Source organism: Alteromonas genovensis, from assembly GCF_010500895.1.
GTDB lineage: Bacteria > Pseudomonadota > Gammaproteobacteria > Enterobacterales > Alteromonadaceae > Alteromonas > Alteromonas genovensis.
This window is the reverse complement of sequence record NZ_JAAAWO010000008.1, coordinates 16,112-28,819: the sequence shown is the minus strand read 5'-3', so window position 1 is coordinate 28,819 and position 12,708 is coordinate 16,112. Positions and strand designations below refer to the sequence as shown.

13 protein-coding genes are annotated in these 12,708 nt (G+C 45.7%); 9 read left to right on the top strand and 4 right to left on the bottom strand.

The genetic code is table 11. The features are described 5' to 3' along the window. Positions 1 to 63 precede the first annotated feature (63 nt). Positions 64 to 753, top strand: a complete 690-nt coding sequence (gene rsmD, locus GTQ48_RS11520) for a 16S rRNA (guanine(966)-N(2))-methyltransferase RsmD (RefSeq protein WP_163106846.1) — start codon at positions 64 to 66, stop codon at positions 751 to 753. Here rsmD and GTQ48_RS11515 read toward each other — a convergent pair. Both GTQ48_RS11515 and GTQ48_RS11510 read right to left on the bottom strand, forming a co-directional pair. Next, entirely contained in the window at positions 750 to 1,331 is a 582-nt protein-coding gene (locus tag GTQ48_RS11515; RefSeq protein ID WP_163106845.1) for a YjaG family protein, read from the bottom strand. The genes rsmD and GTQ48_RS11515 overlap by 4 nt on opposite strands. Then, on the bottom strand, positions 1,331 to 1,933 hold the full coding sequence (locus tag GTQ48_RS11510) for a YhgN family NAAT transporter (RefSeq protein ID WP_032094962.1): 603 nt from the start codon (positions 1,931 to 1,933) through the stop codon (positions 1,331 to 1,333). Before GTQ48_RS11510 ends, GTQ48_RS11515 begins: the two co-directional genes overlap by 1 nt. A 614-nt stretch (positions 1,934 to 2,547) precedes the next feature. Between GTQ48_RS11510 and GTQ48_RS11505 the strand changes: the two genes are divergently transcribed. Continuing rightward, positions 2,548 to 2,730 carry a hypothetical protein gene (locus GTQ48_RS11505; protein ID WP_032094963.1) on the top strand — a complete coding sequence of 61 codons (183 nt, stop codon included), beginning with the start codon at positions 2,548 to 2,550 and terminating at the stop codon, positions 2,728 to 2,730. 91 nt (positions 2,731 to 2,821) lie between these two features. Here GTQ48_RS11505 and pepB read toward each other — a convergent pair whose 3' ends face one another. Further along, positions 2,822 to 4,105, bottom strand: a complete 1,284-nt coding sequence (gene pepB, locus GTQ48_RS11500) for an aminopeptidase PepB (RefSeq protein WP_163106844.1) — start codon at positions 4,103 to 4,105, stop codon at positions 2,822 to 2,824. 131 nt (positions 4,106 to 4,236) lie between these two features. On the opposite strand from pepB, the gene sfsA reads away from it, so the two are divergent. The 7 genes from sfsA to panC all read left to right on the top strand — a co-directional run bounded on the left by sfsA (position 4,237) and on the right by panC (position 10,599). Continuing rightward, positions 4,237 to 4,938, top strand: a complete 702-nt coding sequence (gene sfsA / locus GTQ48_RS11495; protein WP_163106843.1) for a DNA/RNA nuclease SfsA — start codon at positions 4,237 to 4,239, stop codon at positions 4,936 to 4,938. A gap of 220 nt (positions 4,939 to 5,158) precedes the next feature. Further along, on the top strand, positions 5,159 to 5,608 hold the full coding sequence (dksA, locus tag GTQ48_RS11490) for an RNA polymerase-binding protein DksA (RefSeq protein WP_163106842.1): 450 nt from the start codon (positions 5,159 to 5,161) through the stop codon (positions 5,606 to 5,608). 277 nt (positions 5,609 to 5,885) lie between these two features. Continuing rightward, positions 5,886 to 6,911 (top strand): tRNA glutamyl-Q(34) synthetase GluQRS, encoded by a 1,026-nt coding sequence (gene gluQRS, locus GTQ48_RS11485; RefSeq protein WP_163106841.1) that lies wholly within the window; start codon positions 5,886 to 5,888, stop codon positions 6,909 to 6,911. 101 nt (positions 6,912 to 7,012) lie between these two features. Beyond that, positions 7,013 to 8,332, top strand: coding sequence for a polynucleotide adenylyltransferase PcnB (gene pcnB / locus GTQ48_RS11480; RefSeq protein WP_163106840.1), 1,320 nt, complete (start codon positions 7,013 to 7,015; stop codon positions 8,330 to 8,332). Then, positions 8,325 to 8,822, top strand: a complete 498-nt coding sequence (gene folK, locus GTQ48_RS11475) for a 2-amino-4-hydroxy-6-hydroxymethyldihydropteridine diphosphokinase (RefSeq protein WP_163106839.1) — start codon at positions 8,325 to 8,327, stop codon at positions 8,820 to 8,822. The genes pcnB and folK overlap by 8 nt, the downstream gene beginning before the upstream one ends. A 50-nt stretch (positions 8,823 to 8,872) precedes the next feature. Continuing rightward, a complete protein-coding gene (gene panB, locus GTQ48_RS11470) occupies positions 8,873 to 9,667 on the top strand; it encodes a 3-methyl-2-oxobutanoate hydroxymethyltransferase (protein WP_163106838.1) in 795 nt (264 codons plus the stop codon). Positions 9,668 to 9,750: 83 nt separating this feature from the next. Further along, positions 9,751 to 10,599, top strand: coding sequence for a pantoate--beta-alanine ligase (gene panC / locus GTQ48_RS11465; protein ID WP_163106837.1), 849 nt, complete (start codon positions 9,751 to 9,753; stop codon positions 10,597 to 10,599). A 120-nt stretch (positions 10,600 to 10,719) separates the two neighbouring features. Here the strand turns inward: panC and panP are convergent, their stop codons facing one another. Further along, positions 10,720 to 12,357: a pyridoxal-dependent aspartate 1-decarboxylase PanP gene (gene panP / locus GTQ48_RS11460; protein WP_163106836.1), complete on the bottom strand. Its 1,638-nt coding sequence runs from the start codon at positions 12,355 to 12,357 to the stop codon at positions 10,720 to 10,722. Between the last annotated feature and the right edge of the window lie 351 nt (positions 12,358 to 12,708).

Genomic DNA, 12,708 nt, shown 5'->3' with positions numbered 1-12,708 from the left:
TAGGACAAATCCTTATAAATTCTGAACAAATTCGGCTACACTTGCCGTCTAATATATAAAAGCATGATACCACTGTCAGTCACTATGAAGCGAGTTTCTCACCCCTCAAGGGGCATATCTTCTACAAAAAAACGCCAGCCAGCAAAATTAGACAAAAAAAAGCGAGGGCTTATCCGCATTATTAGCGGTCAATGGCGTGGAAAACGACTTCCGGTGCTTGATGCTGAAGGGTTAAGACCCACTACTGATAGAAACAAAGAAACCTTGTTTAATTGGCTTATGGCCTACGTTGATGATGCCCAGTGTTTAGATGTTTTTGCGGGTTCTGGGGGTTTAGGCTTAGAAGCCTTGTCTCGCTATGCGAGTCGGTGTGACTTTATTGAGTTAGACAGGCAGGCTAGCGAGCAGTTAAGTAAAAACCTACAGACGCTTAACGTTAATGATTCGAACACTGCTAAGGTACATCAAGGTGATGCCCTAAAAGTGCTCAAACAGCTAACCGGCACACAGTACGACATCGTGTTTATCGACCCGCCATTTTATCAAAATTTGGTAGCGCCCGTCGTCAGTGAAATAGTGAACACAAACCTAGTTTGTGAAGGCAGCATGATTTACATCGAGCACGAAACCGAGCTTGAATCATTGCCACTTCCTAGCCACTGGCATGTGGTAAAAGAAAAGCGAACTGGCTCGTTGGTGTACATGCTTGTTGAAGTAGGCGAGACAAGCCTGCCCGTATTAGAAGACGCCTAACTTAAATCAAGGCCAATATTTGACATACCAGCTTCAAGCGCAAGGGCTCGCATATCGTCGGCCGCTTTCGTTATAGACTTGGCTTGCTCAATATAATCAAGCAACTCATTTTGCACTTCCACTTCAAACGCCATTAATGGGTGGTCTTTCACCGAGTCGTCATCGGCCTCGCCCGTGGCAAGCAAGTACGCCTCAACACTGCCTTGAGAAAGCTTACTAATGACTACTGCCCCCTGAGGGTCGTCGCCAGCGACGAGGTTGAGCAAAGACGCAAGACCAATAGCCGCATCGATAGCAGGGTAAACGCCATAGTTGTCATGAGATTCTGTATCCGGCGTAGCCACTTCCACTTTTTCAAGCTGAACCGCCATATTGAATTTACTCTTTGGCGATTTTAGGGTTTCCCATACCAAATTAAGGCAGTTTCTAAGCGCTGGTGCATCGCCAGATTCTGTAACTTCGCAAAATAAAGCGTAGTTTGGCAGCATCCGTTCAAGCAGTGCTGCCGCAAACGCAATGGCCTTGTGACCTTCTAACGCTCTTACTCGAGCGAATGTATTTAGTTTTTGCTTTGCCATTAAAGTGCTCCAGCGGCGTGGATAAAGTATTTGGTAACGCCATCAAGTAGCATCTGAATGGCAATCATAACGAGGATCATACCCATTAATCGCTCCATAGCAACTAAACCGCGTTCACCGAGTATTTTATGAAATACATTGGAAAACATAAGGATCACAGCGCTAATTGACCATGACGCCGCAAGCGCAATAGACCAATCAGTCATTCGATCGGGAGATTGATTTGCCAATAAAATCAAGGCGGCCAGCGTAGATGGCCCTGCAATCATAGGAATAGCAAGGGGCACAAGAAAGGGTTCTTCACCCACTGCAAGACCACTTGGATTTCCCGATGATGGAAAAATCATTTTTAAAGCGATGAGAAACAGAATTATACCACCGGCAATACTGACGGTTTCTTGTTCAACATTGAGAAAATTAAGTACCGACTGACCGCTAAACAAAAACAGAAACAAGATGAATAGTGCAAACAACAGTTCTCTTATTAAAATAAACTGGCGACGTTTAGGCTCTATCGATTTGAGAACCGACATAAACACGGGTAGATTGCCCAGCGGATCCATGATCAAAAAAAGCATAATCGCGGCGGACCAAGTATCCATTGTTGTTTATCTCCGGTAGTAGGTGTGTCAAAACACGCTGATGGCGTTGAACAATCACTTGCGCTGCTATAAAAGCGTAATGGTAAACTAACTCCACTAGGTAAAAAACACTTAACGCATTCATATAGTTAAATAAGGTCGTGTTGACCTTCATTTTCTGCATTTAGCCCTGCCCTCCACTTCTAAACTGCTTTGGACAGCTTTTTTGCTGCTTTCTTGACGCTTTCTTCATAAATTTCGTCTATATTATTCATTATTCTCGACCAACAGCATTCATTTTGAGACATCTTGAGCCTCTTATTTTGCGCATTCTTATTTTGAGAAACGGATAGCCACGCTAGCTGTCTAACTATAATGTCTCGCTAGCTGTCTAGCTATAATGTCTAGCGTTGATGTATGAACATAATGGCTCAATATGACAAGTAAGCAGCGCTGTCTAAAGTGGGCGTGAGTTATTCTACTCGTCTCATTGTGTAGCTGAGCTAACAAAGGTCTGAGTGCTGATAAGAAACCTGTCGCTGTTGTACTGCGAACACAGGCAGGGAAAATGAGCTTTTACAATAAAAGCCACAATTGCTATTTCTATTACAAAAACAATATACGGAATTGAAACAATGAGTTTAATGACAGTGAATGAAGTTGCCGCTTTTTTAGGTGTTCAAGATGTACGCGTAGAACGTCTAGAGCGTGAGAGCCTGTTAGTTGCGAAAGAAAAGGATACCGATGGTAATCCGCTTTTCGATAGTGGCGATGTGGAACGTTATAAAAAGCTCGCTGAGCGTTTAGGCGGAATTTAATAAAAAAGGGAGCTGCATCTACAGCTCCTTTTTTGGCATTTAAAACGTGTACTTCTCGCTTGTGCTTACTATCAGCACAAGCGTTAACAACCTATGCGTTAAAGTCGTGAAGCATTCTTGCAATAGTGCGAATGCCCTTCGCCGTGGCCCCAACAGGCATCTCAGCAGTCGCACCACCGTGATACGCTGCGGCCAAATCTAAATGAATCCAGCCTTCAGGCTTTACAAAGCGCGATAAAAATCCTGCCGCGTTCGACGCACCGCCACCACCGCCGCCTTTCATTGGACGACTGTTTGCGGTATCAGCAAAGGCCGATGGACAGCGATCTGCGTGGAAAGGCTCTAGTGGTAATGCCCAAAAACGCTCGTTTTCTGCTTTAGCAGCATTGAGCATCTGCTCTTTTGCATTATCATCCATCGAAAATACAGCGTGATAATCTGAACCTAACGCAACCATTGCGGCTCCGGTCAGTGTTGCAGCATCAATAATTAATGGCGCGCCAGTGTCTGTAGCCGCCATTAGACCATCAGCCAGTACCAGTCGTCCTTCAGCATCGGTATTCACTACTTCTACCGTCACACCATTTTTATAAGTTAGCACATCACCCAACTTGTAAGCGTGACCACTGATAAGGTTTTCAGCGCAACACAATATCAGTTGAATACGCTTTTCAATCCCTTGTGTAATGGCTAAACCAAGTGCTCCTGTTACCGTTGCAGCACCGCCCATATCGCATTTCATATCAAGCATACCTTCACTTGATTTTATGCTGTAACCACCGCTATCAAAAGTAATACCCTTACCGACTAATACAGCATCTATGGGTGCATCGGCGTTGCCTGTTGGGTTGTAGTCAAGCACAAGCATCGCCGGCGGACGCTCGCTCCCTCTACCCACATTATAAATGCCTACCCAACCCTCGTTTTTCAGCTCTTCGCCTACCGTCATGGTGTAATTAACGTTGTCTTTACCCAGTGACTTAAGCCAATCAGCGGCGCGCTGGGCTAATGTTTCAGGGCTCAAATCTTCTGGCGTGTCATTGACAAGCTGTCGAGTGAATAATAAGGCCGCATATTCTTGCTCTAACGTCGCTTTGTCGGTGCTATTTGCCCAAGTAATACTCGCGGGTTTTCTTGCTCTAGTGAAACTTAAGGCAAAGGCCCACTGCTGCTCTTTGCTCCATTCACCCGCTAGCGTAACGCCTGGCAAGCTGAGACCATCAAGCTTCCGTGCAGCTTGTTGAATAGTGCGCTCATTGGCGCTGTCATCGGGCAAGTGAATTACAGCACCTGACTCTGTGAAAGAAAGCTTAGCGTTATCTCCCCACGACGGGTTAGCTGATTGAGTAGAAAGACTTACGGTAAATTCTGCCATTATGTTTTAATCCTTATATACTATTGTTCGCTTTGTTGTCGTATCTGTCGCTAAGGCGAGTGTCGAAAGCCTTAGCCAGTAATAGCTTCCAGTACGTAAAACAACATTTGTTCTCTCAATTAAGGAGAATCATGAATTTCTCATCACCGCTTATACGCGGCACACTCATTAAACGGTACAAACGCTTTCTTGCCGACGTTGAACTAGAAGACGGCCAAGTTGTAACGGCCCATTGTCCGAATACCGGTGGCATGACAGGCTGCGCCGAGCCAGGTTATACCGTCTTTTTAAGTGAGTCCAACAACCCAAAACGCAAACTCAAGTACACGTGGGAAGTTGCTAAAACCTTTGATGACCACTTTATTGGTATCAATACTCACAATGCTAATAAGTTGGTGGCAGAAGCACTGAATAACAAGGTAATTGAAGAATTTTCTGATATTTCAGACTGGAAAGCAGAAGTAACACCTCCAACTGCTAACAGCCGGTTTGATTTCGCACTGACAAGAGACAATACCGTTGAATACATGGAAGTGAAATCTGTCACCCTAGCCGAAAGGCATCAAGGTTACTTTCCCGACGCAGTGACGCAGCGGGGAGCGAAGCATTGTCTTGAATTAGCGCGACTAGCTGACGAGGGTATTAAAACCACCTTGCTCTTTTGCGTACAGCATACTGCAATAACCTCGGTGCGAATTGCAGAGCACATTGATCCTCGTTATGCAGAAAGCGTAACAACCGCGGCCCGTGCAGGTGTCAATATTTTAGCAATGGCCTGCGCGATTAATGAACAAAAAATCGAGGTAAATCAATCACTACCTATTATTTTGTAAAAAATAGGTTGATTTTTTTCATTTCGGCTTCATATTTGCGCCTTGTTTTGGCGGGTGAACGCACTAACGCGTTTGATGGGAGCCAAGCTGGCCAATCGTATAAAGAGATACCAGCATAATAATTACATAGACACAATTGATTGCCTGAGGCTATCGAGTCTGATATAGATATCGGTTGAATTAGGACAATATGGATGTCGTAGTGTAGGAGATGTGGCACATGCCAACAGGAAAAGAGACAAAATCCTTAGGACTATTAGCGCTGGCAGGTTTACAGCCTTATCAGCCAAAAGCAGACGAAGAGTACATGGGCGATGCTCAAATGGAACACTTTCGTCTTCTACTTAGAGCATGGCGTAATCAGCTTCGCGAAGAAGTTGACCGTACTGTAACGCACATGAAGGACGAGGCAGCGAACTTTCCTGACCCCGTCGACCGTGCAGCGCAAGAAGAAGAGTTTAGCTTGGAGTTGCGTACCCGTGACCGTGAGCGCAAACTTATCAAAAAAATTGAAAAAACACTCAAGCGTATTGAAGAAGACGATTTTGGCTTCTGCGACCAGTGCGGTATCGAGATTGGTATTCGCCGTTTAGAAGCCCGTCCAACTGCCGACTTATGCATTGACTGTAAAACGATGGCTGAGATTAAAGAAAAGCAGCTTCAAGGCTAATTTGTCATCATCGTCTTATTACAGACGGTAGTGCGATCGCCAGGTTTGATGCTAGTACTTATATTTAAGCTAATAATATCAACGCTGATGTTGATGTGTTTTTTGGCAGCATCGTTTTTCAAAAGGCCTCATCGTTTATTGATGAGGCTTTTTAGCATTTCTTACTTTCCTCCAAACAGACTCGCTTATCAGCGCGCTCGATACTACTTTCTGATTCTTTTGCCTTTGTCTTTTTTTCTATCCATCGTGAAAAGCGCGTTTGTAAGGGCGTATAACAATGCCTAATGTCGTAAAGCACCGTTCAAACCAGCATTCAAACCAGCATTCAAAAAGCGACTTAGACTCTACTCCAAAATACACAGGCCGTTTTGCCCCTTCGCCTTCCGGTCAGCTTCACTTTGGCTCGCTGGTTACCGCCCTAGCCAGTTACCTTGATGCAAAACATTGTCATGGCAAATGGCTGGTGCGAATGGAAGATATCGACGAGCCGCGCTGTATTGCAGGCACTGATACCGCTATTTTACATTCCCTTGAAGCCCACGGTTTGCAATGGGACGGTGAAGTCATGTATCAAAGTCAGCAGCACTCCCGTTACCAAGAGGTAGTGGATGCGCTGCTACACCATGAGCAGGCGTACTACTGCAGCTGCACTCGCAAAATGATTAAGGCAATGGGCGGCACTTATAATGGCCACTGTAGAGATAAAGGTTTAACACCTTCCAACGACCAGCTTGCTATTCGGCTGAAACTGGATACTGAATTGGCGTCTTTCACTGATTTGATCATGGGCGAAGTATCAGCACCTCATCAAAAATTGGCCAGCGCCGGCCATAGAATAGAAGATCGCAGAGTAGAAAAGCAGAGAGTAGAAGACATAACAATAAAGCGCAGAGACCAGCTGTTCTCCTATAACTTAGTGGTTGTGCTAGACGATGTTTTTCAGGGTGTGACACATGTCATAAGAGGGTGCGATTTGATTGACGTAACGCCGCTTCATCGCTGCGTGCATCAGTCACTTGGCTATCAACCATTGGAATATGGCCATGTTCCGGTGGCCGCGATAGCCCCAGGGAGAAAGCTGAGTAAACAGAACCATGCCACTCCTATCGACAACACTACAGCATTAGAAAATATAGTTCGCGCCCTGCACTTTTTGGGCTTCGACGAGGTTAAACGTCAAGATTTCAACTCAATAGACTCACTACTGTCTTTCGCTGTTTCTCTATGGGACAGGAAAAAAGTAGTGAAAACACCCGAAATTATTGTTCCTCAGCATGAATCCACTTATTATAGCGTTCCTTAATATATTGCGGAGATACCACCATCATTCATCGTGTTTTCAAATCTGTTAAGCGTGCATTCTCAAAAGAAGGCTCGTCTGACAAAGCATTACAACCCCGAGTAATGACTCGAGGTGAGCATGGTATTTCTCGTGAAGATATCAGTGCTAATGCGTTAAAAGTCATGTATCGCCTTAACGGAGCAGGCTTCGAGTCTTATTTAGTCGGGGGCTGTGTTCGCGACATTTTGATGGGGTACGAACCAAAAGATTTTGATGTGGTTACCAACGCTACACCTGAGCAGATAAAAGGGCTGTTTCGGAATTGCCGCTTAATAGGCCGCCGGTTTCGCCTTGCCCATATTGTATTCGGCAGAGAAATTATTGAAGTAGCGACCTTCCGTGGCCACCACCAAGAAACGGATGAAAGCGAAACTGTTCCAAAAAATAAAGCCACGGGCTCACAAGACGCGCAAGGGCAGCTTGTTAGAGATAACGTATTTGGCTCTATTGAAGAAGATGCAGAGCGCCGAGATTTCACCTTTAACGCCATGTATTACAGCGTGGCTGATTTTACGGTAAAAGACTTTGCTAACGGTCTGGCTGCGATTGAAAAACGCGAAGTGGCGTTAATGGGCGACCCGGAGACTCGCTATCGCGAAGACCCTGTTCGTATGCTTCGTGCCGTTCGCTTTGCCGTTAAGCTGTCTATGCGTATTGAAACATCGACAGCTGTGCCTATTAAAAGCTTGGCGAGCTTGCTTCAAAATATTCCACCTGCGCGCCTCTTTGAAGAAACACTGAAATTGTTTTTATCCGGTAAGGGCGAAGAAACGTTTTTAATGATGCGCGAATACGATCTTATCGACCAACTATTCCCTCAATTAGCGCCTTTTTTAAAAGACGAAAACAGCAAAGAAATGCAGTTTGTGCGTCACGTACTTGCCAATACCGATGAAAGAATTAACAACGAGCAAAGGGTGACCCCCGCGTTCTTGTATGCCGCATTATTATGGTACCCCGTTGAAGAGCAATCACAACGCCTGCAGTTGGAATCTGGGTTAAATGCCCACGACGCCTTTAATATTGCCTCAAGTGAAGTCATTGCTAAGCAAACCCAGCGCATCATGATCCCCAAGCGTTTTTCCACCGTGATGCGAGACATTTGGATCTTGCAGCAGCGTCTCCCTAAACGCTTTGGTCGTCGCGCTTTTCAGTTACTTACTCACCCTAAGTTTAGAGCTGGCTATGATTTCTTACTCGCAAGAGGTCAAACTGAAGGTGGTGATTTGTTAGAGCTTGCACAGTGGTGGACACATTTCCAGCATGCTGAAAGTGGTAAGCAAAAAGGCATGCTTAACGCCCTAAAACGAGCTGATAGCGCAGGTAAGGGTGCGCCGCGCAAACGCAAACGTCGTCCGGTTAAGAGAGATTCTGATGCTTAAAGAGCATGTGTACATTGGTATAGGAAGTAATTTGGGCGACAGCGAGCAGCAAGCTGCAGATGCTTTTGACGCCATCGATAATCTTGAAGGTACTCGTTTACTGAAAACCTCATCGCTGTATGCCAGTAAGCCAATGGGCCCCCAAGATCAGCCCGATTACATTAATGCCGTGTGCCTGATAGAAACCACCCTTAAACCTCACAGCCTATTAAAGCAATTGCAGAGCATAGAGCTTGAATGTGGAAGAGAGCGAAAAGGCGATAGATGGGGCCCTCGTACTCTCGATTTAGATATTTTGCTTTACGGCAGTGAACATATCGATACCGCTGACTTAATTATTCCACACTATGGAATGGCCGAAAGAGAATTTGTAATGGTGCCGCTATTTGAAATTGCCCCTACCATGGTAATGAAAGACGGCAAGCCCATTGCAAACTGGGTAGCTAACTGTTCGCTAGACGGCCTCAGACGCCTGCGCGCTTCCAATTAACAGCGAAATCCGTATAGTTCCCCTCTTGATAAAAACATCTGGACCTTGTTATGAAGAAAGTTACTGTTTCTGGCCTGCTCAAAAAAAAGCAAGCCGGTGAAAAGATTACCTCTTTAACCGCTTACGATGCCAGCTTTGCCAAAATGTTTGATGAGCAAGGCATTGATGCGTTGTTAATTGGCGATTCACTGGGCATGGTTTTACAAGGCGAAGATGACACTCTCCCAGTGACAATAGACGATATTGCCTATCACACCAAAAGCGTTCGAAAAGGCACTCAACGTGCTTTTGTAATTGCTGACATGCCGTTTATGTCTTACGCCACGGCTGAGCAAACCTACGGCAATGCGGCAACTCTTATGGCAGCTGGCGCAAGCATGGTTAAGATGGAAGGCGGAAGCTGGCTGTGTGACACCATTGCGGGGCTTAACCTACGAGGTGTGCCTGTGTGTGGTCATTTAGGCTTAACGCCGCAGTCTGTGCATGTATTCGGTGGCTTTAAAGTACAAGGTCGCGACGATGAGCAAGCCCAAAAGCTTGTTCAAGAGGCTAAAGCCCTAGAAGCCGCTGGTATACAGTTACTGGTGCTTGAATGCGTTCCTTCGTCGCTCGGTAAGTTAATTAGTGAGACCCTCACTATACCCGTTATCGGTATTGGCGCTGGCAAAGACACCGACGGGCAAATTTTAGTTATGCACGATATGTTTGGCATTAGCGCAAACTACATGCCTAAGTTCTCTAAGAATTACCTCGTTGAGACTGGGGACATGCGTAAAGCCGTGGCGCAGTATATCGACGACGTTGAGCGTGGCAAATTTCCCTCTACTGAACATAGTTTCGAATAGCACGCTAGATTGATACAGTTTTGAGAGTCAGGCTCAACTTGAAATTCAGGCTTAAATAATACAGCTTAAACAATGAGGTTTTTATGAAGGTGATTAGTGATATTGCATCGCTTCGCGAAGTAGTCAGCGATTGCAAACGCACAGGCCGCTCGGTTGGTTTTGTTCCTACTATGGGAAACCTTCACGATGGACACCTTCAATTGGTGAAACGCGCTAAATCACATAACGATGTGGTTATTGTGAGTATTTTTGTTAACCCCATGCAGTTTGGCGAAAATGAAGACCTTGATGCCTACCCAAGAACCATAGAAGAAGACAAAGCTAAGTTGGTTAACGACGGCGTTGATGCCGTGTTTTTACCCAGCGTGAGCGATATGTACCCGTGCGGCCTAAAAGCACAAACTTATGTGGAAGTGCCGGGTATATCAGATGTCCTGTGTGGCGCAAGCCGCCCCGGCCATTTTCGCGGTGTAGCCACCGTGGTCAGTAAGCTATTTAATATGGTGCAGCCTGATGATGCCTTTTTCGGTGAAAAGGATTTTCAGCAGCTTCAAGTTATTCGTACAATGGTACGCGACCTTTCCATGTCGGTTAACGTGCACGGCGTAGCGACGCAGCGCGAAGCATCCGGACTTGCCATGAGCTCTCGCAATGGTTATTTAAGCCATGAGCAAAAGGCAACCGCCAGCTTTATCTACCAAGAAATGACGCGAGCAAAAGCGCTAATCGAGCAAGGCAACGCTCAATTTAGCGATATTGCCGATTCAATCGTGAGTAATCTTGAAGCTAAGGGTTTCAAAAACGATTATGTCAGCATTGTTAATGCTGATACGTTGCAACGCCCTGTCGCTGGCGATAAGCACCTTGTTATCGTGGTGGCGCTGTTTATGGGAACTACTCGATTGATTGATAATTTGCAGGTTGCTTTATAAGGGCAACCGCTAGCAGTTGCCCTGAAAGAGTCAGTGAGGGTACATCAAAATGCGTGGCAGGCGTATTAGCCGTTAAATCATGGGTAAAGGGGCTGATAAAATTGCTGTTATCAGCACTTATTAGGCAATACTTTGCACGTCGTTGTTTTGAACAAATTCAATGAGCGATGCCCACGCTTTCGTTCCCTTCGCAATAATATGCTGCTCCGCTAAAATAGCGGCTAAATCGTTGTGACTAGTCAAAGGATTTGCCAATACAACTCTAAATACGGTAATGCACTGCGTAGGATAATCTGGCGCTTCAAGACGCGTTCGAGACACAAACGACTTACCCGCTTCACGCTGTTGCTTTTGAACAGCAACTACTAACGCATCAATCTTCTGATTAATGGCTTTTCGCATAGCTAGGGAGGCCGTTTTAAGCGCTTGCTGAACTTCTACTGGGCAAACCCGATAGGTAAGCAGTGATAGCGTTGGACTCGTCGTTAATTCAAAATCTTGCGCCTTATTGATCATACCCGCAAAATCATGGGCTTTATCAATACTGCTGTCTATCAATAGCTCGTAACCCTTACGACCAAAAATATGCAGCGCCGAATAGACCATCATGGCCATACCGTTGCGAGAACCCTCAAGAGTAGTGGCGCCTAAATCTTTTGAACCAGCACGCAATATGTACTGCGCGTGATGTCGAACTGCATTGGCATCTTCAGGGTTTTTGAATAACGCCATGCCAGCGCCCATGGGCACATACATTTGTTTATGGGCATCTATTGTCACTGAGTCTGCACGCTCAATGCCTTTTAAGCGGTCGCGATAGCGAGGCGAAAATAACGTAGCTCCGCCCCACGCGGCATCTACATGAAACCAACAGCCTAACTCTTTAGCAACATCGGCTAATTCATCGAGTGGGTCGACATGTCCTGTCTCGGTGGTACCGCCGACGCCAACGATAGCGAGCAACTTATTGCCCTCTTCTTGATAACGCTGACCAGCGCGCAAAGCTTTCTCAGGGTCGAGTGTTTGTTGAGGCGCAGGTAAAGTAATAAGCTGCTCTCGACCAATTCCCAATACATCAACAGCCTTCGACAACGAATAGTGCCCGCGCTTGCTACACATAATGCCCATGTTGTTGATGTTGTGAAAACGGTATGCCGCTGCCAACCCTGCTCTGGCAACGCCTGCAAAACCTTTTTGCGGGCCTAAAAGCTTGTTTCTTGCCACCCAGAGTGCCGTAATGTTGGCGATGGTTCCGCCAGAGCAGAATGCACCGAGTGAGTGTGCTGCACTGTGAAGGTGAGCGTCATAAAAGGCTTCTGGCTGGTCGTATACCAAGTTATGCATCATGCCTATAACTTGGCGTTCAAGAGGAGTGAATGCTTTCGAGGTCTCTATTTTAACCAAATTCTGGTTTAGCCCCACCATGAGCTTTGAAAGTGGCAGGTGAAAATAAGGCAATGCAGAGGTCATATGCCCAATAAACGTGGGGGAATAGGTATTAACAGAGTGCGCCACAAGCTTATCAAGTAAGCTTTCTGCGTGAGTCGAAACAAACTCCGGAGACTCTGGTACTTTAGAATCTGAAAAGTCTTTTTCAACTTCTTCCAACGAGGTCTTTTTCGTCACAACGTGTTGAGACAAAAAGTCCAAGATATTGTCTGATAAATGCTGCTCAATCTGAGCCAGCTTTGAGTCTTTGTGTTCAGGCTTGGTAAAGACCCTAAACAAGTGCTCTAAACTAACTTGCGCTTCACCCACTTAACACACCCCTCACATCAAACCTATACGTTATTGTTTCGCTTCTGACGAATTTTTCATAAAACGAAAGTCATAGGTGGTGTTATAAGATACCGACCTAACTCTTTTTATTTGAGCACTGCTGCCTGCTCTCCTTCCCGAGTACTTCACGCCAAGCGCCGATGACTTTGTGTCGAACATTTCGTATCGAATACTTCGTATCAAATACACAGTTGTTTGAGCAGCGCATTCGCTTTGGTCATTCACTTTGGTCTTTCGCTTTGACCAATCGCTTTGACATAGTCTAATGGTTGCCGACCCTGAAAACTTTCACGTGACTTTCAGGTCACGTCCACATTACTTTCAGGGGCA